Source organism: Streptomyces sp. NPDC027189, from assembly GCF_055566975.1.
Window position 1 is genome coordinate 31,066 of sequence record NZ_JBVHRI010000016.1, and the last position, 24,514, is coordinate 55,579.

At 68.9% G+C, this 24,514-nt stretch carries 19 protein-coding genes and 1 pseudogene; 11 read left to right on the forward strand and 9 right to left on the reverse strand.

Features of this window, described 5'->3' with window-relative positions:
- The first annotated feature begins 630 nt into the window (after window positions 1-630).
- Entirely contained in the window at window positions 631-1,332 is a 702-nt protein-coding gene (locus ACZ4RZ_RS31930; RefSeq protein WP_467749854.1) for a glycosyltransferase family protein, read from the forward strand.
- On the forward strand, window positions 1,329-2,969 hold the full coding sequence (locus tag ACZ4RZ_RS31935) for an oligosaccharide flippase family protein (RefSeq protein ID WP_467749856.1): 1,641 nt from the start codon (window positions 1,329-1,331) through the stop codon (window positions 2,967-2,969). The genes ACZ4RZ_RS31930 and ACZ4RZ_RS31935 overlap by 4 nt, the downstream gene beginning before the upstream one ends.
- 34 nt (window positions 2,970-3,003) lie before the next feature.
- Here ACZ4RZ_RS31935 and ACZ4RZ_RS31940 read toward each other — a convergent pair whose 3' ends face one another.
- Complete coding sequence (locus tag ACZ4RZ_RS31940) at window positions 3,004-3,789, reverse strand: FkbM family methyltransferase (protein ID WP_467749858.1); 786 nt, start codon at window positions 3,787-3,789, stop codon at window positions 3,004-3,006.
- A gap of 156 nt (window positions 3,790-3,945) precedes the next feature.
- Entirely contained in the window at window positions 3,946-4,986 is a 1,041-nt protein-coding gene (gmd, locus tag ACZ4RZ_RS31945) for a GDP-mannose 4,6-dehydratase (RefSeq protein WP_467749860.1), read from the reverse strand.
- Between the two features lie 252 nt (window positions 4,987-5,238).
- Here gmd and ACZ4RZ_RS31950 point away from each other — a divergent pair, with 252 nt between their 5' ends.
- Together ACZ4RZ_RS31950 and ACZ4RZ_RS31955 are read left to right on the forward strand one after the other, a co-directional pair.
- A complete protein-coding gene (locus ACZ4RZ_RS31950) occupies window positions 5,239-6,210 on the forward strand; it encodes a GDP-L-fucose synthase family protein (RefSeq protein ID WP_467749862.1) in 972 nt (323 codons plus the stop codon).
- A 317-nt stretch (window positions 6,211-6,527) separates the two neighbouring features.
- Window positions 6,528-7,352 carry an SDR family oxidoreductase gene (locus ACZ4RZ_RS31955; protein WP_467749864.1) on the forward strand — a complete coding sequence of 275 codons (825 nt, stop codon included), beginning with the start codon at window positions 6,528-6,530 and terminating at the stop codon, window positions 7,350-7,352.
- A gap of 409 nt (window positions 7,353-7,761) precedes the next feature.
- Here the strand turns inward: ACZ4RZ_RS31955 and ACZ4RZ_RS31960 are convergent, their stop codons facing one another.
- Window positions 7,762-8,886, reverse strand: coding sequence for a GNAT family N-acetyltransferase (locus ACZ4RZ_RS31960; RefSeq protein WP_467749866.1), 1,125 nt, complete (start codon window positions 8,884-8,886; stop codon window positions 7,762-7,764).
- Window positions 8,887-9,918: 1,032 nt separating this feature from the next.
- Between ACZ4RZ_RS31960 and ACZ4RZ_RS31965 the strand changes: the two genes are divergently transcribed.
- Window positions 9,919-10,647, forward strand: coding sequence for a DUF2637 domain-containing protein (locus tag ACZ4RZ_RS31965; protein ID WP_467749868.1), 729 nt, complete (start codon window positions 9,919-9,921; stop codon window positions 10,645-10,647).
- The gene (locus ACZ4RZ_RS31970; RefSeq protein WP_467749870.1) at window positions 10,619-10,861 is read left to right on the forward strand and encodes a hypothetical protein; all 243 of its coding nucleotides are present in this window, start codon (window positions 10,619-10,621) and stop codon (window positions 10,859-10,861) included. Before ACZ4RZ_RS31965 ends, ACZ4RZ_RS31970 begins: the two co-directional genes overlap by 29 nt.
- Window positions 10,862-10,889: 28 nt before the next feature.
- On the opposite strand, the gene ACZ4RZ_RS31975 is transcribed toward ACZ4RZ_RS31970, so the two are convergent.
- Window positions 10,890-12,077 carry a cytochrome P450 gene (locus tag ACZ4RZ_RS31975; RefSeq protein WP_467749872.1) on the reverse strand — a complete coding sequence of 396 codons (1,188 nt, stop codon included), beginning with the start codon at window positions 12,075-12,077 and terminating at the stop codon, window positions 10,890-10,892.
- Window positions 12,067-12,822, reverse strand: coding sequence for a cyclodityrosine synthase (locus ACZ4RZ_RS31980; protein WP_467749874.1), 756 nt, complete (start codon window positions 12,820-12,822; stop codon window positions 12,067-12,069). Before ACZ4RZ_RS31980 ends, ACZ4RZ_RS31975 begins: the two co-directional genes overlap by 11 nt.
- A gap of 273 nt (window positions 12,823-13,095) precedes the next feature.
- Here ACZ4RZ_RS31980 and ACZ4RZ_RS31985 point away from each other — a divergent pair.
- Window positions 13,096-13,233, forward strand: a pseudogene (locus ACZ4RZ_RS31985) (DUF397 domain-containing protein); the annotation flags it as partial.
- A 26-nt stretch (window positions 13,234-13,259) separates the two neighbouring features.
- On the opposite strand, the gene ACZ4RZ_RS31990 reads toward ACZ4RZ_RS31985, so the two are convergent.
- Together ACZ4RZ_RS31990 and ACZ4RZ_RS31995 are read right to left on the reverse strand one after the other, a co-directional pair.
- The gene (locus ACZ4RZ_RS31990; RefSeq protein WP_467749876.1) at window positions 13,260-14,150 is read right to left on the reverse strand and encodes a calcium-binding protein; all 891 of its coding nucleotides are present in this window, start codon (window positions 14,148-14,150) and stop codon (window positions 13,260-13,262) included.
- Between the two features lie 108 nt (window positions 14,151-14,258).
- Window positions 14,259-15,491, reverse strand: coding sequence for an MFS transporter (locus ACZ4RZ_RS31995; RefSeq protein WP_467749878.1), 1,233 nt, complete (start codon window positions 15,489-15,491; stop codon window positions 14,259-14,261).
- Between the two features lie 83 nt (window positions 15,492-15,574).
- On the opposite strand from ACZ4RZ_RS31995, the gene ACZ4RZ_RS32000 reads away from it, so the two are divergent.
- The 3 genes from ACZ4RZ_RS32000 (at window position 15,575) to ACZ4RZ_RS32010 (ending at window position 18,059) form a co-directional block, all read left to right on the forward strand.
- The gene (locus tag ACZ4RZ_RS32000) at window positions 15,575-16,540 is read left to right on the forward strand and encodes an ArsR/SmtB family transcription factor (protein ID WP_467749880.1); all 966 of its coding nucleotides are present in this window, start codon (window positions 15,575-15,577) and stop codon (window positions 16,538-16,540) included.
- Window positions 16,541-16,574: 34 nt separating this feature from the next.
- On the forward strand, window positions 16,575-17,075 hold the full coding sequence (locus ACZ4RZ_RS32005; RefSeq protein ID WP_467749882.1) for a glutathione peroxidase: 501 nt from the start codon (window positions 16,575-16,577) through the stop codon (window positions 17,073-17,075).
- An 87-nt stretch (window positions 17,076-17,162) separates the two neighbouring features.
- Window positions 17,163-18,059, forward strand: coding sequence for a MerR family transcriptional regulator (locus ACZ4RZ_RS32010; protein ID WP_467749884.1), 897 nt, complete (start codon window positions 17,163-17,165; stop codon window positions 18,057-18,059).
- A 181-nt stretch (window positions 18,060-18,240) separates the two neighbouring features.
- Here the strand turns inward: ACZ4RZ_RS32010 and ACZ4RZ_RS32015 are convergent, their stop codons facing one another.
- Both ACZ4RZ_RS32015 and ACZ4RZ_RS32020 read right to left on the reverse strand, forming a co-directional pair.
- Window positions 18,241-20,076, reverse strand: coding sequence for an MFS transporter (locus ACZ4RZ_RS32015; RefSeq protein ID WP_467749886.1), 1,836 nt, complete (start codon window positions 20,074-20,076; stop codon window positions 18,241-18,243).
- 204 nt (window positions 20,077-20,280) lie between these two features.
- Entirely contained in the window at window positions 20,281-23,322 is a 3,042-nt protein-coding gene (locus tag ACZ4RZ_RS32020; RefSeq protein WP_467749887.1) for a serine hydrolase, read from the reverse strand.
- Window positions 23,323-23,542: 220 nt separating this feature from the next.
- On the opposite strand from ACZ4RZ_RS32020, the gene ACZ4RZ_RS32025 reads away from it, so the two are divergent.
- On the forward strand, window positions 23,543-24,298 hold the full coding sequence (locus ACZ4RZ_RS32025; protein WP_369247303.1) for a GOLPH3/VPS74 family protein: 756 nt from the start codon (window positions 23,543-23,545) through the stop codon (window positions 24,296-24,298).
- The last annotated feature ends 216 nt before the right edge of the window (window positions 24,299-24,514 follow it).

Here is a 24,514-nt window from a genome sequence, read left to right on the forward strand (position 1 = left end):
CGACCTAGGGTGTGACACGTCCCACTTCGCGCCACCGCCCGGCAAATGTCGCCGAATACCTCGGCAGGGACGGCCCGCACCGATTCCGGCCGGTCTTGTTCCCTCGCCCCGCTACGCCGACTTCCTCATGACCGTTCGAAACGTGAACGGTCATGAGGCGAAAGCGGGTGCCAACAGAGCACGCCCCGTTGCCGGCGTGGATCCAAGTGCATTGGCCGATCCGCCCGAAGCGCGGATCACTGAGGAGTGGTGATGAGTTCACCGGTGGTGCTACACCTCAACAATGAGCCGGAGCTGACCCGGCGCAGCCGCTTCACCGGCGCCTTTCGAAGACTGCAGGCGGATGGTCACCTGAAGCATGTCGTGGCTGCTCCGCGGGTTGACATGGCCCGCGGGGGGCGTGAAGCCGTCTTCACCACCGTGAAACGCGCGGTCGCCGAAGTGTCTCCCGACGTGGTCTTCGTGCAGTCTCCGCAGGGCATCCCCTTCGGAGACGCTGACGTTGCTCGGCTACTGCGACTGTTGGGCTCGCCACCGGTTGTCTGCTGGGAGGGAGACGCGTGGGGCGGCCGCAAACGCCTTCCCACGTCCAGCCGTGCATGGTTGCACGAGGCTGCTGCGGTCTTCAGCGTGGCCGGGGGTGCCCAGCTGGCGATGCTGCGTACCGCCACCCGTGGAACCCTGCACTATCTGCCGCACACCCTGCCTCTCGACTGCTTTCCGGAGCAGGACTGCCCGACCCCGCCCGGCGACGAAGCTCACTTCGATGTCGTGACCATCGCCAACAGCAGGGTGCGGGCCGGCGTGCTGCCCCGCTTGCCCGGCGCCTGGGACCGAGCGTGTCTGGTGCGAGGTCTGCGGCGTCTGGACTGCCGCCTGGGAGTGTTCGGAACAGGCTGGCGCGGGCCGCACGCCCGTGGCCCTGTTCCCTTCGAGGACCAGTTGGCGGTGCTGCACGATGCCAGGGTCAGTGCGGGCTGGGATCACTACGGGGGCTACCCGGGATACTTCTCCGACCGACTGCCCATCTGTGCGGCGGCTGGTCGCGTACATGTCGGGCAGAAAAGGCCCGGCATGGGTTGGCTTCCCGGGCCACGAGACGGACTGCACCTTATGTCCACTCCGCAGGAAGCGGTGGCACGGGTTCGTGCGCTGTTGACTGTCGACCAGGAACAGCTGGACCAGGCTGGACGGAGGCTGCGCGGGTGGATCAACACCCGGCTGACGGACCTTCAGTCATTGCAGTTCATGCTGAGCGGCTTCGTTCGACTACCCCGTCCTCCGGACGACCCGTGGCTGGAGATCTCTGCCTGGGAAGACAGCACGGCGTGAGACCGCACAACTTCCGCACACGGATCCGGCAGGAGCCTTCGGGAGCCACTGCGATCCAGGACGATCGGGCCGACAGCCGCCGGGCTGTCACCGCGACCCTGTGGAACTACTGCGCAGCGGCCGTGGTATCCATTCTCCAGCTGGGCTACACGGCGTATACAGGACGCTCCATCAGCGTTTCCGCCTTCGGTGCCTACGCCTCCGCGCAGTCCATCGCTCAACTGCTCGGGTATTTCGCCAACGCGGGGCTGGGCACAGCCGTGCTCCGCGCTCGTGAGCCGTCCCGGGACCTGCTTGCGGCAGCGCTCAAGCTCGGCCTCGTGACCGGCCTCGTCTGCTGCACCCTGATTCAGACGACGGCCGGGATGTGGGCCGACCTGTGGCACGCACCGCAGGCCACGCCGATGCTGCGTGTGCTGGGCTGCCAATTCCTGGTTCTTCCCTTCGCGGCAGTGGCGACAGCCTGGCTCGGACGGCTCATGGCCCAACGCACAGCCGTAGTGATCGAGACGGTCGGACAGGCCGCGGGACTGCTCACCGGCACGCTGCTGCTGACTCTCGGCTGGAATCCGGTGGGTCTGGCCGCCGCCCCGGTGACGGCCAAGCTGTGCACGGCCGCCCTAGCGCTTCCTCTGGTCTGCCTGCGCATGTCCGGCACGCCCGGCCGTGCCCAGCAGCGGGTGAGACTGTGGGAGCTCGCAAGAACCTCGGGCTTCCTCGCAAGCCATCAACTCGCCCAGTACTCAACGAACACCGTGCCGCTGTGGGCGGCGGGTGCGGTGCTCGGCCCGGCCGCTGTCGGCTGTTATTCCCGCGCAGTGATGTTCACCGGGATCCCGCTCGCTCTCCTAGCGAGCGGGCTGACGCGGGGCACGACTCCAAGCCTCACCCGCGTGCTGGTGCGTGACCAGACCGACGTCGGGCCGCCGCCCCAGAAGGCGTCCGAGGAACGAGTGCGCACCGACCGCGTGGAACCCGCTTTCAACCGCGCGGTCACCGATGTGCTCCTCGCTGCCTCCGCCCTGTCCTTCCTTCCCTTCGCGTTCCTTGCCGGGGTCGGGTCGGAGGCGCTGCGCCTGCTTCTGGGGCCGGGCTGGACGGACGCCCAAGCACTGGTGCCGTGTCTGTGCCTGGCGTCCATCGCGGCGATGATGTACTCGGCCGCTCTCTCCGTGGACACGGTGCGCGCGGCCTACCGCCAGATGATCGTCGCGCAGGTCGTGACCGCATCCGCGACCATTGCGGCGACCATCGCCGCGGTCGCTTTGGACAGCCTCTCCCTGCTGGCTGTCGCGTCCGTCGCGGGGCCGCTGTGCGGCCACGTCGTCCAGATGCGGAAGTGGCACGCCGATCGCGTGATCGACACCCGCAGGCTCTGGCGCGGCTATAGGGTGCACGCCGCCCTCGCGCTCCTCTTCTACGCCGTCGGCGCGTCCATCGCCTGGATCGCCAGGGGCCATCCCGCTCCGGCAACCGCCGTGTTGCTGTGTACTGCCTGCGCCCTGGGCGCGTGCTGGCAACTGCGTGGCAGTCTGCCTCTGTACCACGTAGCGATGACTCGTGGCCTGCTGCCGCGCCAAGGAGGTTCTCCCGAGTTGCGGACGGGACGCCAGGGCGAGTCGGATGTGTCTCTGTGATGATGTACGGCGCTGTCGATCCGAAGCCGCTGCGTCATGTTCTCTGCGGTCCCGCGAGGTGGTCGCCGCTCTGCGGGCCCTGTGCGGCGCAGGACAGTTCGTCCCTGAGGAAGACCGCATCACACTGGAGCATCTGGCCGGTCCTGGGGTCGGTGAATCCCGGAACCAACGCCATCAAGGTCAAGCCGTAGTGGTGTTGCGCCAGCTCCAAGGCTTTCCCCAGCAGCATCCCGCCTTCGTACAGGGGAACACAGGAGACCTCCATCTGCAGGCCCGCGCAGTCATGCAGCCGATCTCCGGCCCCCCGCAACACTGCCTCTTCGTAGCCCTGGACATCGAGCTTGAGGAAAACCCTGTCACCCGGCGCGACTACCTGCGGCCACATTGCGTCCAGTCGATGCTGCTCGGCCTCCTGCCGTTCCACGTAGCGTGACTCCGGGCAGGCTTCGGCATGTCGGGGCAGCATGGGCAGCATGGAACTGCTCGCAGCACCGTTGCCGGCCACGTTCATGGTGACGACGGCGAGCTCGTCACCCAGCGCGTGCGGGAACACCGTCCACAGCGGATCTGCGGCAGCGTTTTGCGACAGGGTCGCCAGCGGGCCGCGCACCGGTTCGAACGAGACGATCCGGCCCTGATAGCCAAAGCATCGCAGCATCGCGCCGTACTGGCCGCAGTTCGCTCCCACGTCGAGAACCACGTCGATGCCGCTTCGGAGCAGCAACTGGACGATGCGATAGTCGAAGGAACACTCAGGAAATCGGTTCACATCGATGCCGAAACGCTGCGCGACCATGCGGGCCCGGTGGAGAAGAGTCACTTGTCCATTGTGACGGCTTCTTGCCGTCATTTCTACATTGACCCGATTTGAACCGGTCAACTGTGGGATGCGATTCCGCGGACCAGCCGTGATCCTCAACAGCCCCTCATGTCACCGACTCCGCGCCCCGAGGGGAGAGGAGGCGGCCATCCGAGGTCACCCCGCAGCCGGCGCGGGGATCGCCCATTCAGTGGCCGCAGTTGTCAGGCCTGCGGGACGCCGCAACGTGTCGAGTTCGGCATCGACCATCAGTTGTGCCAGTTCGGGGGCGCGTACCGTTGGCCGCCACCCGAGGTCCCGTTCGGCCCGGGAGGCATCGCCGACTAGGTGATCGACCTCGGAGGGCCGCAGGTACCGCGCGTCGAAGCGCACGTGGTCGTGCCAGTCCAGACCCACGTGGGCGAAGCAGTACTCCACGAAGTCGCGCACGCTGTGGCTGGTCCCGGTGGCCACCACATAGTCGTTCGGCTCGTCCTGTTGCAGCATGAGCCACATGGCCTCGACATACTCGGGCGCATAGCCCCAATCGCGCCGGGCGTCGAGGTTCCCGAGGTAGATCGCATCCTGCAGGCCCGCCTTGATGCGTGCGGCTGCCGCGGCCACCTTGCGGGTGACAAAGGTCGGGCCGCGGCGAGGAGATTCGTGGTTGAACAGGATGCCGTTGACCGCGTACATCCCGTACGCCTCACGGTAATTACGGGTGACCCAGTACGCGTAGACCTTGGCGACCCCGTACGGGGAGCGCGGATGGAACGGGGTGCTCTCGCACTGAGGCGGCAGTGCGGCACCGAACATCTCCGAGCTGGAGGCTTGGTAGAAGCGGCACGGCAGGCCCACGGACCGAATCGCTTCGAGCAGACGCGTGGTGCCGAGGCCCGTGCTGTTCCCGGTGAACTCGGGCTCATCGAAGGAGACTCGTACGTGGGATTGTGCGGCGAGGTGGTACACCTCGTCCGGCTGCACTTTCTCCAGGAGGCCTGCCAACCGGGTGCCATCCGTCAGGTCGCCGTAATGCAGGAAGAGCCGCGCTTGCGGATGGTGTGGGTCTTCATAAAGGTGTTCGATCCGCTGGGTGTTGAAGGTGGAGGCACGGCGCACGACACCGTGTACGAAGTACCCCTTGTCCAATAGGAGCTCCGCGAGGTAGGAGCCGTCCTGGCCGGTAATTCCGGTGATGAGCGCCGTCTTCGCGGTCACGTTATCTCCATGTTCTGGACGTCGTCGCATGGAACGCCTCGGCCAGCACTCCCGATGGTTCCTGGTACAACGCCAGGGTAGGGATTTCATCATCCCTTTCCCCGCATTATGGCGATGTGTCCGCTTTATCGCCTTCGGTAATAGAGTGAGAAGACTCCGCACTACGGCCGCGCGGCGCACGTCCCCCCGGTAACGCAACAGCCGGGCCGAACTGACGCACGCGGCAGGAACCCACCCCGACAGGAGTCCCTGATGAGCGTTGCACAAGCGGTACGCACCGACACGTATCGTCCCCTGGACCGGAACGCTACCGTCTTCCTTGCCGGGAGAAACGGGCTCGTGGGATCCGCCTTGTTCAGACTCCTCACGGCCGAAGGCTTCACCTCACTACTCGGCCCGGGCTCGGCGGAGATGGACCTGCGGAACCGGTCCGCCGTCTTCGAATGGTTCGCGAAGCACCAGCCGCACGCCGTGATCCTCGCAGCGGCCCGCGTAGGTGGCATCAAGGCCAATGACACCCGCCCGACCGATTTCATCTCCGACAATCTTCTGATCCAGGTGAATGTGCTGGATGCGGCCCTGCGACACGGCGTAGAACGGCTGCTCTTCCTCGGATCCAGCTGCATCTACCCGAAGCACGCCGACCAGCCGATCCGCGAAGAGGCGCTGCTGACCGGCCCGTTGGAACCAACCAATGAGGCATACGCGATTGCCAAAATCGCCGGAATCACACAGGTCAGATCCGTCCGTCGGCAACATGGACTGCCATGGATCTGCGCCATGCCGACCAATCTGTACGGGCCGGGCGACAATTTCCACCCCGAGCACTCGCACGTACTGCCATCTCTGATGAGGAGGTTCCACCAGGCCCGGATCGAACAGGCACCCAGGGTGGTCAATTGGGGCTCGGGGACGCCCCGCCGGGAATTCCTGCACGCCGACGATCTGGCCCGGGCGTGCCTTCTGCTGCTCGAGCGATACGACTCCGACTCACCCATCAACGTGGGCACGGGCAAAGATCTCGCCATCAGGGAACTGTCGGACATGGTGGCATCCGCAGTGGGCTACGAGGGTGCCGTCGAATGGGATCCGAGCCAGCCGGACGGCACGCCTCGCAAGGTCCTGGACATCTCGAAGATCGCTGCCCTGGGCTGGGCTCCGCTGATCAAACTCTCCGACGGAATCGCGGAAACATACGCCTGGTACGAGTCAACTGCCCCCTGAAACCTCCGCGAAGACCGCCCCTGCCCGGTCCGCTCCACGGTGAAGCCCTAGGTCGGCGGTCTGGGGTTTATTGTCTAGTCCGATTTGGGGTGGCGTGCCCTCCGCGTGCCCCGATCCGGAGGAGAACGCCCTCACGCCACTTGCGCAATGGGCGACTTGTCGCCCCTGCGCGTCGGCCGACTCGGAACGATGAGCCGGGGCAAGGGGTTCGACCTGGGTCCGGAGTTGCCCTAGAACGCACTCCAAGGTGTTCGCTGGTGAAAGAAGCGCCGCGACGTCACGACGGAGCAGGCGACGAGTTTCTTGAGGAGCACGCCATGACACAGAAGATCTGGTTCATCACCGGTGCCTCACGCGGCTTCGGGCGGGAGTGGGCGATCGCGGCGCTGGAACGCGGCGACTCCGTGGCCGCGACGGCACGCGATCTGTCCACGTTGGACGATCTTGGCGCGACCTACGGGGAGCGGCTCCTGCCCCTGCAACTCGACGTCACCGACCGCGACGCCGACTTCGCCGCCGTGCGGCAGGCGCACGAGCGGTTCGGGCGCCTCGACGTGGTGGTCAACAACGCCGGCTACGGCCACTTCGGGATGGTTGAGGAGCTCACTGAGGCGGAGGCACGCGCACAGCTGGAGACCAACCTGTTCGGGGCGCTGTGGGTCACCCAGGCGGCACTGCCGTTCCTGCGCGAGCAGGGCAGCGGCCATATTCTGCAGGTCTCCTCCATCGGTGGGATCAGCGCGTTCCCGCTGGTCGGCATCTACCACGCGTCGAAGTGGGCGCTCGAAGGGATCAGCCAGTCGCTGGCCCAGGAGGTGGCGCAGTTCGGCATCAAGGTCACACTGATCGAGCCCGGCGGGTTCGCCACCGACTGGGCAGGCTCCTCGTCGAGCACGTCCGAGCAGTTGCCGGCGTACGCCAAGTTCCACGAGCAGGTGCAGGAGCAGCGCCGCGAGCGCGTGGGCACCCCGGGCGACCCGCGCGCGTCCGCCGCGGCCGTGCTGGAGATCGTGGATGCCGACGAGCCGCCGCTGCGCTGCTTCTTCGGTACGGCGCCGCTGGGTATCGCCAGGGCCGACTACGAGCAGCGTCTGGCGACGTGGGAGAAATGGCAGCCGGTGGCGGAGTTGGCGCAGGGCTGAGCGGGGGGTCTGCAGCGGGCCGGGAGGCGGCAGCCAATGCCGCCCAGGACGGCCACCGGCCGTGCTGGGAGGGGCTGATGCCGCCGCCTTCCCGAAAACACCCCCACCGGCTGCCCGTCCACTGGCGTGCCGATCGCGTGCGTCGCGTACTCGAGCAGGAGGAGCTCCAACTCCTCGCAGCGAGCGTGCAGTTCCGGGACTCGGTGCGGCATCCCGTACAGGTTCGCGGTCGGGGCGGTGGCCCGTCCCCTACGGACACGGAGGCCGGCACCGGCGCCGTAGCGCCGGGTACGGAGCCGGCCGTGCCCAGGACGTGCGGACACTTTCCCGTCCGAGTCGCCGCGTCGTCATCGCGGCACGCCGCGATCCGCGCGGCATCGTCACCTCTTCCGTCAGGGTGGAAGCCTGGTCAGCGTGCGCGGGGGCGGCCCGCTCCGCCGGAGCCACCCGTCCGGCCCGACGTGCGCAGCGTGCCAACCGTCTTCAGCAGCCGGTCGGCCGGATCGCGCAGCCCGGGGTGGGCCAGGACCGTGTTCCGCAGGCCGCGTACCGGCCTTCGCCAGAGCCGGTGCGCCGCCGCCACCGGATGGGGGCGGATCGCGAACCCTTCGCCCACGCGCAGCTCGCGGGTCTTCAGCCAGTCCTTCCACTCCTTGTCGCCGCGCCCCAGATCCATGAGCCGTACGCCGTCCCGTCCCGCGGCCTCGGCCATCCGCAGGTGCATGATCAGCCCGGGCGAGTAGTAGCGCAGCTCGGGGTCGTAGGCGGTGAACCAGGCCGCGAACGCCGTACGCGATGTCGGTCCGAAGTGCGCGGCCACCGGCCGGTCGCCGGCGTACACCACGGAGAGCACACCGGTGAAGTGCTCCTCGCGGACGTCGAACAGATGGTGCACCAGGTCCACGATCCACGGCCGCGCGAATCGGTCCATGCGTCCCGTTCTTCGGTACTGGGCGGACTTCCACCGCATGAGCGTGCGCAGCACGCGCGGGTCGCGCTCGTCGTAGACGAACCGCATCTCGCCCAGGTCGCGCCCAAGTCGGCGTTCCTTCTTCAGCGTCGTCTTGGCCAGCCCCGGATACGCGCCGCGCAGCCACTCCGCGTAGCTGCCGTGGCCGCCGTCCTTCAGGTCGATGACCGGTGAGGCGAAGGTTCCCGTGGCGTATCTGCCGAAAGGCTTCTGCTCCTCAACGAGATGGTCGAACTCGAAGACGGACAGCCCGCAGGCCCGCAGCAGTTCCTGGGTGTCCCAGGTGACCCCGGGGCGGTGCACGAGGGCCTGGCAGTCGGAGAGGCCGAGACCGATGGCCCGGCCTACGCCGAAGGAGTTGCGCTCGTACGGGAAGAAGCCCACGGGCTCTCCGCCCTCGTGCAGGACCGCCACCCGCGCCCCACCGCGGTACCTGCCGACCCCGGCCGCGAACTCCGGTGCCAGGAAGGGGTTGGCGTAATCGGGCGACTCGTCCATCGCCCGGTGCCACGCCCGGCGAAGCGGAGTACTCAGCTCCTCGGGTCTGTGGATCGTGATGTCCACCTCAGATCAACCGCCCTTCCACAGGCTCCGCGAGGGACGTACTGCTCACGGCGCAGGCCCCTAAGGCGTGTGGATCATTGTTCATGGATCGAATGGATCGCATGGACGACCGCTCCCCCCAGTTCCCCCATGACGCGCCGGCCGCGTCCTGCCACTTCTTTGGCTATCCCCTGCACCACGCCGTGTACGCGCCCGTTCCACGGTCGCCGACCGAGTCTCGAACTGTCCAGCGGGGATCAAACGTCGCGAAACAGTACGCACGCTGTCAAGGGTGTCTGTCGTAACGGAAGAGTGCGGATCGGGTGAGCCGGTCCTCTCAGGGCAGCCGGGGGACGTGTCGGCTGAACCCGGCGCCCTGCTCGGCAGGCCGGCGCAGTGCCGTCGGCCTGCTGCTGGGCGCCGTCCCTTACACGTCCGGGAACACGATGGCCAGGTGCCCATCAGGTCGCCGGGCTCCACGGGCGATGACGGCACTGAACTCCGGCAATGACGGAAACAACCAGCTCACGATCAGCACGGACGCTTTCCAAGCCGGACCGCTGGACGGATTGTCATACCAGCATTCCTACGCCTCACCCGCCAATCAGCAAGGCCATAAACAACTCATAGGACAGAAAAGACTTAGCCAATAATGAAATCTTCAGCACTACTGCGCAATCCAACCCCAGACAGTCACCGCCCCCGTGGCGCAATCCAACATCCACAGTGATCGGCCGTCGCTGGCGAAAGAATCATCCTGAACGCCCGTTACCTCACTGCCGGTTACGTCCGTTAGGTGGTCGTGACTTGGAAGGAAAGGTCTCTAGGTGAGGTTCATTCAGCCCTCCGTCGCCGGGAAGATCCTGAAGAGCAGGCACGCTTCAACCACTGTTCGGACCTGCTTGATGACTTTCTCAAGACAATCAGCCGAATGGAGAGTGAGTACCTGCAAGCCTCCACGGGAGGGAATGGCATCACAAGCGCGGTCGCCGATGCCCCCACGACCCGAGCCCTGGATGGAACGTTCCGAACCAGGCTGCGGGGGAGCCGAAGATGAACAGGAGCCAGAACGAACCAGGTCTGCACGACATGCAGTTCGGCCAGAGAGCCGACCATACGTGGGCAGGCCAACACCGCTATGACCAGGAGCCGTTCGAGGCGGATCGCATTTTGCACATCCCCCAACCGACGGTCGCGGCGAACGAATGGGATCCGGCCGAAGAGCTGGCTGAGATGCTCGGCGCGGCGACCAACAGGGATCCCTCCCCTCCCCTGGTGGACGACTATGGGCCCCCGCGCCACCGGGTCGATCGACGGCGGCCACAGCCAGACTTCCGGTTCCTCGCCGGGCAGCGCAATGTCATCCCTGTCGCAATCCTGGTGGCAATGATCACCGCCTGCTCGGTGGCAATGCTGGGCTGGTCCATCTCGTATTCATATAATCAACTACGCGCTATCGCTTCGTCAGTGGAGCCGCGCAACCTGGCGCAATGGTGGCCGCTGACCGTATACGGGCCGTGGCTTCTGGCAGGTTTGTCCATCCTGCGGGCAGCCGTTCAGCGCCGCCCCGCTCGCCGGTCCTGGACCGTCATGCTGATCTCTTCCGGAACGGCTGCGGTCCTGTGCGTAGGACATTCTCCGCACTCCCTACTCACAATGGTGATCGTCGGAATTCCGCCTATTACCGCCCTGGTTTGCTTCCGGGAGCTCGTCGGGCAGATGTCCTCCCCGAATGGCCCTCGCCATGCCATTCATGCTGCAAAACATTCCAACGACGGATGACGACAGCGCCCGGCCGGGATGCGTGCTGGGCCGGGTGCTGTTCTGGAACCAGGCGCGGATCGACTGGCTCGGGGTCGCGCTGATGACCGTGACCATCAGCGCGGTGGTCCTGGCCGCCACCTGGGCCGCTCTCGCCGTACGCGAGGTCTCGCTGCGCGGGCCGGGAGCCGCGGCACAGCGGGCCCCCGGCCGTAAACGCAGCCTCACCTCATAACAACGTACTTACGGTCGCCCCGCGCCGCTCACCACATCACCGGCAGCCGCTCGGGAATGCGCTTCATGAAACCCGTCCGCCACACCAACTGTTCGATGGGGACCGCCAGTTGTATCTCCGGCATGCGGTCGAGCAGCGTCTCCAGGGCGATCTCGGCGTGCTTCTTGCCGAGGGCCGTGGCGGGGCAGTAGTGGCGGCCGCCGCCGAAGGAGAGGTGGGCGGTGTTGTTCTCCCGGGCGAGGTCGACCCGGTGCGGGTCGGGGAACTCCTCGGGGTCGAAGTTGGCACCCTCCACGAGGACCAGGACGAGCTCGCCCGCCTTGACCTCCACGTCCCCCAGTCGTACGTCCTCCAGGGCAAGGCGCGGCAGCCCGTCGCCGATGGAGAGGTTGATGCGGAGGAGTTCGTCCACGGCGGCCGGAATCCGGTCCCGGTGGGCGAGCAACTCCTCGCGCAGCTCGGGGTGTTGGAGCAACGAGACGATCGCCATCGCCAGGAAGCCCGACGTGGAGATCACGCCCGCGCCGAACATCGTCACCCCCACCGTCGCGAGCATCTCGTCGGTCAGGTGGGCGTACTCCGGGTCGTCGCGCAGGGCCGCCAGCTCGGACATGAGACCGGTCGTCGCCGGGTCGTCCAGGCGGGCGGTCATGTACGCGATGTCCCGGTCCCAGTTCAGCTTCGCGCCGGTGATCGGGCAGGCCGAGTTCATGAACGCGATGTCCAGGCTGCGCATCAGCCGGGGCGCGTCCGTCAGCGGGATGCCGAGGATGTGGCAGTGCATCGCCGCCGAGTACGGGTCGGCGAAGCCGCCGCGCAGGTCCGCGGGAGCGCCCTCGGCCAGCAACCCGTCGACGAGTTCGGCGGCGTACCCGCGCATCCAAGCCGCCAAGCCCTCGCTCTTCGGGTTGAGCGCCTTGAGGACCGCCTTGCGCAGCCCCGCCCCGGTGATGTTGCCCATGTTGTTGACGACCTCGGGCGGGATCGTGAGTGCGTACTGGCGTGGCACGCCGGGTGCCGAGGTGTCCTTCAGGCTGAAGCGGCTGTCCTCCAGGACCTGCTTGCACAGGTCGTACGAGGAGACCAGCCAGGCCTCGTCGCCCGCGATGGTCCGCACCCGCCGGACGGGGGTCGAGGAACGCAACTCCTCGACCTCGGCGGGCAGTTGGTCCCCGCGCCAGGAGAACGGGAAATCGAGCAGGTTCTCAGCGAGCATCGCCGTCCCCTTCCTCCGACGTGACGGCGGGCGTGACGATCGCGTGACCCTGGTTGCGGGACGCGCGCAGGCCCGAGCCGCGCGCGTACAGCAGCTCGGCCATCGGCAGGAGCTGGTGGTAGCAGTTGAGGGAGGACGGGACGCCCAGGATGGCGGGGGTGTCCAGGAACAGCGGCGCCTCCGCGCAGACGTACTTCAGGCACACGTCGCGCTGCCTCTCGGTGCCCTCCCGTCCGTCGAGGACCTTCGAGGAGAGGTACGCGTCCACGAGGGCGTCGCAGGTCGCGCGGAACTCCCCGTCCATGTCGAGGAGTTCGCTGATGTGCTGGTGGATCCGCCGGTACGCCGGGTTGTCCGTGAAGTCCGACATCGCGTGCGCGGTGAGCCCCTCGGCGCCGAAGGTCTCCGCCGCGGCGGTCACCTTGGCCCGTACGCCCCGCAGGTTCTTCACCGCCTTGCGCCGGGCGTCGTCGGGCGCGTAGCCCAACGCCTCGTACATCTCGGCCACATGGAGGTCCGTATAGACCAGGTCCACCCGGTCGAAGTGGTCGATGCCCCAGCGAGCCAGCTCATTGATCCGGCGGGCCGAGAAGTAGCTGTTGCCCGGCGAGACGCCGATCACGGCGTGGTCGCCCGCCGCGTGGATCACCTGACAGTGAGGTGTGTAGGGCTGAACTCTGAAGAGGCCGGAAATGACGGGCCTGGGAGTGACGTGCTGGATCTCGGGAACTGTCGCAGTCGTCAACTGGAGAGTGTCCTTCGCGTCGCTAGTCCCAATGGAGCCTCGTGCTCCTGGTGTGGCGACGACGCCGTGAAGTTAGCGGTCGGACACGGAGAGTGTCAACGGGGCTCATGATGGTGCCGTGGCCGCGCCCGTACAGTACGCGGACGCGGTGCCGCGGAATGAGTTTCCCGCTCTCACCGAGGGCGAGATCGAGCAACGAGTCGCGGCACGTTCCGAACGGCAGGAAGTGCTCCATCGCTCGAACGACAGGAAGTGCTCCATCGCGCGGCGCCGTCCAGCTACAGCACGGAGCAGGGCGGCGAGTGCATCGAAGTCGCCGCCGCACCCCGTACCGTTCACGTCCGCGACTCCAAGAACACCGAGGGCCCGGCCTTCACGGTCGCCCCGGACAGCTGGACCGCGTTCCTCGCGCTCACCCGGCGCTGGTTCGGTTCAGTTCAGTCCTGGTACACCCTGTCGGTGCCCGGACCGCCGGAGAGGACGTCGGTGCCCGCGCCCCCGTGCAGGAGGTCGTCGCCGCTGTTGCCGTAGATCTTGTCGGCGCCCGTGCCGCCGTACAGGCTGTCGTTGCCGCGGCCGCCCTGGATGAGGTCGGTGCCGGCGTTGCCGTAGATCTTGTCATTGCCGTCGTCGCCGTACAGGGCGTTGCCGTAATCGGTGTACTCGGCGTTCTTCTCGCTCAAGCCGCCGTGCAGGGTGTCGTTGCCCGCGCCGCCGTGGCAGGTGTAGCCGCAGGCCGCGAGGTCGTCGTTGCCCGCGCCGCCGAACGCGCCCTCGCTGTAGACTCCGCCGCCGCCGGAGAGGTGGTCGTCGCCGTCCTGGCCGTAGAGGACGTCCATGCCGTGGCCGGTCAGGGTGTCGTTGCCCGCGCCGCCGTAGATGCGCGAATACCCGTTGTTGTTGGCGTTGACCGTCGCGGTGTCGTCGCCGTCGCCAAGGTCGACGATCAGGGAGTCGAGGTCGGATGCCGAGGTGTTGGGCTCCGTCACCGTGCAGACGGCCTTGGTGTTGTCGCTCGCGTCGGGACGGACACAGCCCTCGCCGAGGGAGATCTTCACGGTGTCGTCGAAGGTGTAGATGTAGTCGGACAGCTGGGACGCCGGGTCGGTCGCGCCGAGCGCCCAGGAGATGGTCAGGTTGTTCTTCTGACCCGGGGCTGCCGTGTAGTAGAGCTTCTGGCCCACGACATTCGCCGTCGCGCTCCTGGCGGTCGCGCTCTTGGCGGTCGCGGCGTGTGCCGTCGGGACGGCTACCGCGGCGCACACGGCGGCGAGCGCCAGGGCCTTCGGCAGGGCGGCGGCGGTACGGCGGCTGCGGCGACTGAACATGGTTACCCCTTGGTGTGTTTCTGCGCGCTCGTGAGCGCTTTCGGTCACCTCCTTCGACCTGGGTGACCGTGGGGTGGTTGTGACACCGATCGCACAACTACGCTCAATTCAGGGAGAGTTCACCCCGGATTGTCTTTCCCTTGGCGCGGACACCGCCGGGCGTTGGCAATCTCCCGACGCGGTACGGCGGCGGAGAAGCAACGGCGCCAGCGACACCGTGACCGTGATCGAGGCGACGGCCATGACCGTCATCGCCGCACCGGGCGAGGTGAGTTGGGCGACGCCGCCCGCCAGCGCCGCGCTCACACCCTGCATGGTCAGCATGCCCGCCGTGTGCAACCCCAGGGCGTGGCCGCTCAGTTCGTCCGGGATCAGGGACACCAGCCGTTCCTGCTGGATCAGGCTCGCGCCGAAGCCGATGGAGGCCACGGCCACGGCGGCCGCCGCCACGCCGACCCCGGGCCGGAGCGCGAACAGCAGATACGGCGTCGCCAGGAGCAGCAGGAACGGGATGCCCAGGCGGGCACGCACCCGGGGCGGGAGGAAGCGGCCCGTCGTCACGTCCCCCACGAACATCCCGAACGCCGCGCAGGCGAACAGCGCGCCCGCCCGGCTCGGCGCGTACGACACGTACAGCGATTCGCAGCCGACGATCAGGCCGTTGGGAATCCAGAGAAGGAGGTAGAGGGTGCGGCGTTCGGGCGAGGACCACAGGCGCGCGTTCGTGCGCCAGGTCTCCGCGACGGACGGGCGGCCGGCGGCGCGCGGGGCGCGCCGGGTCAGGCCCACTCGGGCGGTCAGGGCCGACGCCAGATACAGGGCCGCCGCCAGGAGCAGCGTGACCCGCGGGGACAGCAGCGCCACCAGGACGCCACCGGTCGCGTATCCCGTGATCTGCGCGACGCCGCTCATCATGTTGAACACAGAACGGCCCAGCAGATAGCCCTCCTTGGCGAGGATCTCGTTCAGCAGGCCCCACAGGACTCCGCCGCCGAACGACTGGACCAGGCCGAGGAACAGGAGCAGGACGAAGATCGTCCAGATCGGGAGGCCGGGGGTCGCCATCGCCGCCGTACCGAGCGCGAACGCGAGCGCGATGCCCGTCACCGTCGCCCGCGGCGGCAGCCGGTCCGCCGCGGAGAGCAGCGTCGTCGCGCCCACGACCTGCGCCAGCGACGGTCCGAACATGCTCAGCGCGGAGAGCAGGGGCGAGTCCGTCGCCCGGTACACCAGGGTGGCGAGGGCCAGACCGCTCACTGTCGAGGCCGCGGTCTTGAAGCAGGAGGACAGGAACAGCGGGGTGAACTCCCGCGTGCGGAAGAGGTCGGAGTAGCTGCGCATGCGCGGAGTCTCGGGGGCCCTGCGAAGCGGTCGTTATTGTTTCGCGCGGAGGCGAAACCAAGCCGGGGGGAAGGAGGCGGCGCATGGGCTGGTGGCAGGTCAACGCCGACACCCTCGCCGGAAGCCGTTTCGTGCTGTCGCCGCTCGCGGAGACCTTCGCGAGCCTGAAGGTGCTGCAGGCGGGGGTGGGCGCGCATCCCGGGGAGCACGCCTGGCTGCGGGCCCATCTGCCCGCGTACCGGAAGCGGCTCGCCTCCGACCCGGTCACCGCGCTGCTCATCCGTTCCGGGCTCGGGCGGTCCTGGATCGCCGACTTCCTCACCCCGACCCCGTACGGCGACGAGACCTTCGAGGACGAGGTCGCCCGGGTGCGGGAGGTGTCACCGGACGACGCGCGCGCCCACCTCACCGTCTCCCTCCGCGGCCCACTGCCCGACCGGCTCGCGGACCGCGACGACCTGCCCGGGCGCGCCGCCGAGCTCCTCACCTACGTGTGGCACGACGCCGTACGACCCTATTGGGACCGGCGGCGGCGCATCCTGGAGGCGGATGTGGTCGCCCGTACGGCGCAGTTGAGCCAGGGCGGCTGGGCGGCGGCGCTGGACGCACTGCGGCCGGGGACGCGATGGCTCGGCGACAACCGCCTCCAGGTCAACCTCCACGAGTATCCGCCGCGCGAGATCTCCGGAGCGCAGCTCCTCTTCGTGCCCGTCACTCCCGAGGCAGGCTGGGTGTCCTGGGAGGAGCCCGACCGGTACGCGGTCGTCTACCCGTGCGCGGGTGTGCTGGCCGACGTACGCACCGAAGCCGTGCCCGAGAGTCTCGGCGCGCTCCTCGGACCGGCCCGCGCCGGCGTCCTCGTCCTCCTCGACTCCCCGATGTCCACGAGCCAGCTGGTGGCCGTGACCGGGCAGGGGCTGGGCTCGGTCGGGCGGCATCTGAAGGTGCTGCTGGACGCGCGGCTCGTGCAGCGGCGGCGGGCGGGGCGGTCGGTGCTGTATTCGCGGACGGCGGCCGGTGAGGTGCTCGTCACAGCCCAGCGGAGCTGACGGTCACGTCATCCGGCGGAGTTAGCATCCGTTTATGACTACTGACAACTCTGTGCTTGACGTCGAAATCGGGGCCCTTCAGGGTGGTTCCGCCGATCTGGGGCAGTACAAGGGCAAGGCCGTGCTCATCGTGAACGTGGCCTCCAAGTGCGGGCTGACCCCGCAGTACGCGGGCCTGGAGCGCCTCCAGGAGCGCTACGCCGACCAGGGCTTCACCGTGCTCGGGGTGCCCTGCAACCAGTTCATGGGGCAGGAGCCCGGGACCTCCGAGGAGATCGCCGAGTTCTGCTCGGCGACGTACGGCGTGACCTTCCCGCTGACCGAGAAGGTCGAGGTGAACGGGGACGGGCGGCACGGGCTGTACCAGCGGCTGGTCGGCACCGAGGACGCCGAGGGGCACAGCGGGGACATCCGCTGGAACTTCGAGAAGTTCCTGATCGGGCGGGACGGCGCGGTCGTCGGCCGCTTCTCGCCGCAGACCGAGCCGGAGTCCGCGGAAGTCGTCGCGGCGGTGGAGAAGCAGCTCGCCGGCTGACTCCGACGTGATTGACCTTGCCCCTGGGGCAAGGGAGAACGTCCTGTGTCACCGGGCGGGAGGCGCCCGGTGACGGAGGATGGGCTCGTGCATCAGGAACACGCGCATCAGGGACCGCGACCGGAGCCCGGCCCGGCGGATCAGGAACTGCTCACGATCGGCGCGTTCGCCGCTCGCGCGCGGCTCTCGCCGAAGGCGCTTCGGCTGTACGACCGGCTCGGACTACTGGCTCCGGCGCACGTCGACGAGGTCAGCGGCTATCGCTACTACCGCGCCGACCAGGTCGAACGCGCCCGCCTGGTCGCCCTGCTGCGCCAGCTCGACATGCCGCTCGCGCGGATCGCGGAGGTGGTCGAGGCGCGGAGCCGGGCCGGCGCCGATCTCCTCGCCGCGTACTGGGCGGACGCCGAGGCGCGGTTCGCTTCGCAGCGGACGCTCGCCGAGTACCTCCGTGGACGGCTGTCGGGAAGGAGCTCCGAGATGTACGGGAAGTTCGTGGTCGAGACGCTGGACGTGCCCGAGCGTGTGGTGCTGACCGAGACGCGGCACACCCTCGCGGACGAGCTGCCGGTCTGGATTCCGGCCTCGCTGGGGCGGCTGGAGGAGGGCGCCGAGCAGTGCGGGGGGATCACCGGTCCGCCCTTCGTCGTCTACTACGCCGAGGTCAGCACCGAGAGCGACGGGCCGGCGGAGACATGCGTTCCCGTCGCCGACGCGGACGCCGCGCGCACCTGGGCCGAGCAGCAAGGCCGGCCCTGGCAGGCCAGGGTTCGCGTCGAGCCCGCCCAGCGGCTCGCCTACACCCGCATCACCAAGGCGCAGGTCGCCCATCCTCAGATCCTCGCCGCCTTCGAGGCCGTCGAGGCGTGGATCGCCGAGCGGGGGCTCTCGTACGACGGTCCCTGTCGCGAGGTGTACTTCGCGGACTGGGACGCGGCGGGGCCGGAGGACGCGGTGTGCGACGTGGCGTTTCCGGTGAGGTGACGTGGGCGGGGCGTTTTGTCGCCCCCTCCGCCCCTACTCGTCCCGTCCCTGGGAGCTGCGCCCCTTTCAGGGGCGCGGGGAACTGCGCGACAAACCCCCACGCACCCGCAGCCGAAAGGCTGGTACGGGAATGGGCAGGGCGGCGGGGGCAGCAAAACGTTCTGGCCCCCACTCAGGCGCGTCAGCGCAGTTCCTCCGGGCAGGGGGTTCCCCGGGGGAACTGGTACGGCGCCGCCAGGCGGTAGGTGCCCGGCTTCGGGGCCAGTAGCTCGGTCCACTTGTCGCCCGCCGCGGTCTCCTCCGTCGGCATCAGACAACCGTTGAGGTTGTCGTACGTCTTCGGCATCCCCTCGGCACGGTTCTTGGACTGCTCCGTCTCCTGCGGCGGCTTCACGCTCTTGCCCTCGGCATCGACGATGCTGAGCCACGGGGAGTACGGGATCCGGATGAGAATGCGGCCCGCCTTCTTCACCTCGAGCGTCAGCTCGCCCTGTTCGGCGCGGTCGACGACGGCGTTGGGCTCGGCGAGCTGGACCGGGTCCGTCACCGCGAAGAGCTGCCAGTTCGCGTCGCCCCAGATCTGGCGCAGATACGGCATCCCCCGCTGGACCAGTTCGCGCTCCCGCTCACCGCCGTCACCGTCCGGTTCGCCCTTCGGCAGCACCACGTAGTGGACGGCCCAGCGCTGCAGCCACTCGTGGTAGTTCGCGGAGTTGAGGGTGTCGTCGTAGAAGAGCGGGTTGCGCTCCATGTCGGCCTGGCGGTTCCAGCCGCGGGCGAGGTTGACGTACGGGGCGAGGGCGGAGGCCTCGCGGTGGGAGCGGGCCGGGACGACCTCGACACGGCCCTTCTCGGCGCCCACCACCTGGAGCTGGTTGACGAGCGGGGCCAGCTCACGCGCCCAGGACGCAGCCGGAGTCGTATGCACGATGTCGTCGACGGACTTGAAGCCGATCCAGCCGACGAATCCGACGAAGGCGACGACGATCGCGTACCACTTGCGCGACTTCGGCACGGCGAAGGGCAGGGCCGCCAGCAGCACGACTCCCGCAAACAGCATCGCCAGACGCGTGATGTTGGAGCCGATCTGCGAGCTGATCAGCCAGACGCCGAGCACGGAGAGGCCGTACACCGCCGCAGTGATCCGTACCGTCTTCCACTCCTTGGGGACGAGGACGAAGACCAGGACGGAGTACACGAAAGGCAGGATGACGGAGTAGAAGGCCATCGGCTGAGTGCCGGAGAAGGGGAACAGCCAGGCGGATACGGCGACCACGACGGCCGGCGCGATACCGAGGGCGTACGCGCCGGGGCGGCGCTTCTGCAGGAACAGGGCCACCGCGACCAGACCGACGAACAGTCCGGCGACCGGTGAAGCGGCGGTCGCCAGCGCGGCGAGCGGTGCCGCGCACAGGGCCTTCGCCCAGCGTTTGTAGCGCCAGCGGTAGGGCCAGCAGAAGACGACGGCGGCCGCGGCGAGCGCGAACACCGTGCCGAGGCCGTAGGTCACCCGGCCCGAGGCGGCGTTGCACAGGAGCGCGAAGACGCCCGCGAAGGCGGGCCACAGCGGGTTCTTCACCGCCCGGCTGCGCATCAGGATCATCGTCAGCAGGGCCGCCGAAATGGTCCCCGCGATCATCATCGTCGTACGGACGCCGAGCACCGACATCAGATACGGCGACACCACGCTGTACGAGACCGGGTGCATCCCGCCGTACCAGGCGAGGTTGTACGCCGAGTCCGGGTGCCGCCCCACGAACTCCGCCCACGCGTCCTGCGCGGCGAGATCCCCACCACTGTTCGCGAACGTGAAGAACCAGACGACGTGGAGGACGCCGGAAAGGGCGGTGGCGAGGACGACGGGGTGGCGGAGGAATCGGCTCAGGCGGGTGCCGTGCTCCGACGGGGACTCTTCGTCCTGCGCTCCGTCAGGGGTACGGGCACGCAGCGGTATTCGCGGGCCTGCTCCTGGGCCCGGATCGGCGTCGTCGGCGTGTGTCGGCTCCGCTGTCGCCACTGCAAGGCTCTCCCGTGTCCCGTTGTCCGTTCTGCGCCGGGAGCCGCGGCCCGCGACCAGCCCCGAGGCCACCCAGCGACGCTAGCACGCACCCCGTCGGGGAGCGCCCGGGCGGGGCCCCGCCGACGGGGTGCGGTGCGTTGCTTCGTACCCGGCGTACGCCACCGGTGCGGGCCGCGGTACGGCACCGGTGCGTACGTCCGTTCAGCTGACGCGGGTCAGCTTGGCGCCGAGGCCGGGCTCGGCGAGGTCCGACTGGAGCGCGACGGGGATCGTCACGGCGTGACTGGAGCCGTCGCCGACGGTCAGTTGGCCGACGACCGTGCCGGCCTTGCCGGAGTGCGGGACCGTTGTGCCGTCCTCGTCACCGATCGACAGCTTCGTCTTCAGGCCGGGCCAGCCGACCGCCGTCATGTTCTTGGTGGCGACGACGGGCGTGCTGCCGCCGAGCTGGTCGTCCACGTAGCCGACGACGTCGCCCTTCTTCACCACCGTGGCGGAGGTCAGGCTCTGCTGAACCTTGTCGATGAGCTTCTGGCTGTTGGTCAGCGCCAGCTGGAGGCTGTCCCAGACCTTGCCGGTGCCGGCGTTCTGGCTGAGCACCGCGCCGTAGACCGTCTGCGTCTTGCCGTTCACGGTCTTGGTCGCCGCCCACACCAGGTTGCCGCCCGCGGGCGTCGACGAACCGGTCTTCAGGCCGATCACGCCGACCTGCTTCACCAGCAGGTCGTTGTTGTTGTAGATGGGCTTGTCGAGGCCGGGGATCTTCGCGCTGGCCATCGAGACGATGCTGCGGAACACCTCGTTCTGCATCACCGCCTTCGCCAGCTTGAGCTGGTCGGTGGCGGTGCTCACCGTCGTCTTCTGCAGACCGCTCGGGTCGGTGTACGTCGACTTCGTCATGCCGAGCTTCTTCGCCGCGGCGTTCATCTTGCCGACGAAGGTCTCGTTGTCGGAATCCCAACGGGCCAGCAGCCGCGCCGCGTTGTTGCCGGACGGGATCATCAGCATCTGGAGCATCTGGCGCTCCGTGAACTGCTGCCCCTTCGACATGGCCGCCGTCGACTCGTCCGGCAGCTTCGACTCGTCCTCGGCCTGCTGGTCGACGGTGATCTTCTCGCCGCCCTCGTTCCCCTTCAGCGGGTGCTCCTGAAGGATGACGTACGCCGTCATGATCTTGGCGACGCTCGCGATGGGGGCGGGCGTCTGCTTGCCCTCCGTGCCGAGGCTGCCGACGCCCTCGACCTCGATCGCGGACTGTCCCTGCCCCGGCCAGGGCAGGTCGAGCTTGCCGCCCTCGAAGGTGTACGTCTCGTCGGCGGTGAGCGCGAGGGCGGGGGTCGGGAGCGGACGTACGGCCTGTACGACTGCAAAGATCACCGCGAGCAGCAGGACCATCGGGGTCCAGATCTTGACCCGCCGCACGATCGTCCGGACCGGGGTCTGCGGGGGCGGCGGCGTGTTCGTCAGCTCGGCCAGCAAATCCAGCGGGGGCTTCGGCGGCAGCGGCTGCTGGGTGGTGCGCTCGGGCCCGGTCTGCGGAAGCGCGGCGGTGGCTGCCGCCGGCTTGTCAGCGGTTCCCGGGGCGGGGGCTGCCGCCGGTTTGGCCGGGGTGCCGGGGGCCGGGGTGGTCTTCGGCTTCGCCGGGGCGGCCGGCTCGTCGAGGGGCTTGAGGGCGACGAACTTGCTGGTGCGCTCGGCGTCGGACTCGGGCTTGGTCGCGGGCTTTTCAGTGGTCGGCTTGGTGCCGCCGCCCAACTTGAGCATGGTGGTGGGCTGGTCCACGGCCGGGGGCCGGGGGGCCTTGAAGATGGCGGTGGGCTGGTCGACCGGGGGCTTGGGGGCGGTGGAGTCCTTGGCGCCCGTGGCGGTGGCCTTCGGAGGCGCCGCCGAGGGCCCCTTCGGCGAGTCCTCCGCCGTGCCCTTGGGGCTGGGGGTGGCGTCCTCGACCGAGGTGTCGTCGTCGGACTCGGACTCGGACTTGGACCCGGACTTGGACCCGGACTTGGGCGCACCGTCGGAGGCAGACGCGGAGCCGGCGTCGGCCGTGGGGGCAGACGCGGCCCTGGCGGCGGACGCGGACGAAGACCCGTCGCCGGCCTCGGAGGTGGAGGTGGAGGTGGATCCGGACCCGGCCGCGGAACCGGCCGTGCTCTCGGCCTCACCCCCGGACTCACCGGCGGCAGAAGCCTCGCCGGAGGCGAACGCGCGGCCGACGACAGGCGCGGAGGCGGACGCGGAGCCGGAGTCGGCCACGGAGGCAGACGCCGAGCCGGAGCCGGCCCCGGAGACAGACGCCGAGCCGGAGCCGGCCCCGGAGACAGACGCCGAGCCGGAGCCGGCCCCGGAGACAGACGCCGAGCCGGAGTCGGCCGTGGGGGCAGACGCGGAGCCGGAGTCGGGCTCGGAAGCCGCCGTGCTCTCGGCCTGATGTCCGGTCTCGCCGGCGGCAGGCGCGGAGCCGGTGCGGGACGCGGAACCGGTCGCGGTCTCGGCTTCGCCGTCGGACTCGTCGGCGACGGAAGCCTCGTCGGAGGCGGAGTTCGCGGAGTCCCGACCTTCGACCGCTTCGGTGTCCGAAGCTGACGCCTCGTCGGTCGCCGACTCGGCTCCCGACCCGGCCGTCGCCGCGGCGCCGTCGGCAGCCGCGTCGGAGTCGTCCCCGCGGGAGTCCCCCGCATCGCGCGGCGAGTCCTCGCCGGACGTCGCCGCGTCGCCCTCACCGTCGCCGATGCCGTCGACGTCACCGTCGACGTCGACGGCATCGGTCGGTTCGGCGTCGTCCGCGGCCACATCGGAACCCTCGGAGCGCCCCGCGTCGGGGTCCTCGGAGTCCGCGGAGCGCCCCCCGGCGGAGTCACGGTCGTCGCGTCCGGACTTCCCGGCGGCCGGGGAGTCGTCCCCGTCCGCACCGGCCACCCACGCGGCCACGGCGGCCCGCAGCCGGGAGTCGCCCTCGGAGCCCTTCTCGCCGGACTCGGCGGAGTCCCCCCGATCGGCCGCCGCCAAGGCCTTCGTGGAGAACACCGCCGTAGCCTGATCCACCCGCACCGTGGCCGCCCGCTCGCGGGCCACCGCCATGCGGGGGTCGGCCGAAGCCGGGGCCGGGTTCGAGGCCGACGCGGCACCTCGCGCCGGACCCGGAACCGCGGCCGGGGTCCCCGGCGTCGGTTCTGCCGACGACGCCGACGACTCGTGCTGCTTCGACCTGTCGGGGGACTCGCCCGCCACCGATGCCTCCTCCATGCGGCACACGCCCTCCGTGCGCCAACCGAACCGTCAAACCGTGCAACCGCCGCCCGGACACCGCTGTCCGAACCATGTACCAGTGTCCTGTGTGGGGGCTTAACCCCTGCGGTAGACGAGAACGACATACCTACCGGTTCCACTACATTCCGGTCACGCACCCTCGACAGACCAATGTGAGAGGGGTCACCCTGTCATTCATCCACGCGGGGAGGCATGGATGGGCAGGAGCCGCAGAACACTTCCGGAGGAGCTTCTGCTGCTGGCGTTGGACCCGACCACGGGTACCACCGCACAGCCGCAGTCGCTCGACCTAGGTCTGGCCGGAGCACAGCTAGTGGAGCTGGCGCTGGCCGGACGGATAGCCCCAGACGGGGATCGTATCGCCGTGGTGGCACCACGGCCGACTGGAGATCCAACACTGGACTGTGCGTTGGAACTGCTTCGCCGACGCGGAGCACCCGTACGCGCTGTGAACTGGATTGGCGGACCCCGACTGGGACTTCGCCAGACCTACCTCTCGCATCTGGAGAGGTGCGGCATGGTGCATGCCGTGGCCGGCCAGATGTGCGGGGTGCTGCCGACGACTCGCTACCAAGCGACGGACACGGCGATCAGCCGGGAGATCAGGTCCCGGCTGGACAGTGCGATCCGCACCGGCGTCCCGCCGGACCCGCGGACCGCGGCGCTCGCCGCGCTGGCCCATGCGGTCGGTCTCGGCAAGCACCTGTATCCGGGTAATGAGGGACGTTCGTCCCGCTCCCGGCTGCGGGACCTGATCAGGCACGACCCCATGGGCGGCCTCGTGGCCCATGCGGTCATGGACGTTCAGAACGGTGTAGCCGCACAACCGCGCCGCAGCCCGGCACCGGCAGGCCGGCCGGCCACCGCCGGAGTCAGGACCGCACCGGAACCCGCCCGCGGTGTTCCGATGCAACCGCGCCGCGGTTCCATGGCGCGCGCCGTGGCCCACTGAGCCGCAGTCCCACGGCACCCGGCACGACACGCAGTATCAGCACCGCCAGCACGACCAGCACCGCCAGTACCTCAGCGCCGCACCGCAGTCCCCAAGACCGGTTCGGGAGCCGCTGGCTCGCGCGGGGCGGTGGGGCCGTACGTCCGGACGACGACACGGCCCCACCGCCCCGCGCGGCCGCATCCGCGCGAGCCTCAACGGAGGCCGGGGCAGCCG

What these genes read in the sequence shown, in the direction of transcription:
- ACZ4RZ_RS31950 (WP_467749862.1), top strand. Translation starts at nt 5,239, where the DNA reads ATGAGCGTTGCACAAGCGGTACGCACCGACACGTATCGTCCCCTGGAC.
- ACZ4RZ_RS31970 (WP_467749870.1), top strand. Translation starts at nt 10,619, where the DNA reads ATGCTGCAAAACATTCCAACGACGGATGACGACAGCGCCCGGCCGGGA.
- ACZ4RZ_RS32005 (WP_467749882.1), top strand. Translation starts at nt 16,575, where the DNA reads ATGACTACTGACAACTCTGTGCTTGACGTCGAAATCGGGGCCCTTCAG.
- ACZ4RZ_RS32025 (WP_369247303.1), top strand. Translation starts at nt 23,543, where the DNA reads ATGGGCAGGAGCCGCAGAACACTTCCGGAGGAGCTTCTGCTGCTGGCG.
- ACZ4RZ_RS32020 (WP_467749887.1), bottom strand. Translation starts at nt 23,322, where the DNA reads ATGGAGGAGGCATCGGTGGCGGGCGAGTCCCCCGACAGGTCGAAGCAG.
- ACZ4RZ_RS31990 (WP_467749876.1), bottom strand. Translation starts at nt 14,150, where the DNA reads ATGTTCAGTCGCCGCAGCCGCCGTACCGCCGCCGCCCTGCCGAAGGCC.
- ACZ4RZ_RS32000 (WP_467749880.1), top strand. Translation starts at nt 15,575, where the DNA reads ATGGGCTGGTGGCAGGTCAACGCCGACACCCTCGCCGGAAGCCGTTTC.
- ACZ4RZ_RS31955 (WP_467749864.1), top strand. Translation starts at nt 6,528, where the DNA reads ATGACACAGAAGATCTGGTTCATCACCGGTGCCTCACGCGGCTTCGGG.
- ACZ4RZ_RS31965 (WP_467749868.1), top strand. Translation starts at nt 9,919, where the DNA reads ATGAACAGGAGCCAGAACGAACCAGGTCTGCACGACATGCAGTTCGGC.
- ACZ4RZ_RS31995 (WP_467749878.1), bottom strand. Translation starts at nt 15,491, where the DNA reads ATGCGCAGCTACTCCGACCTCTTCCGCACGCGGGAGTTCACCCCGCTG.
- ACZ4RZ_RS31975 (WP_467749872.1), bottom strand. Translation starts at nt 12,077, where the DNA reads ATGCTCGCTGAGAACCTGCTCGATTTCCCGTTCTCCTGGCGCGGGGAC.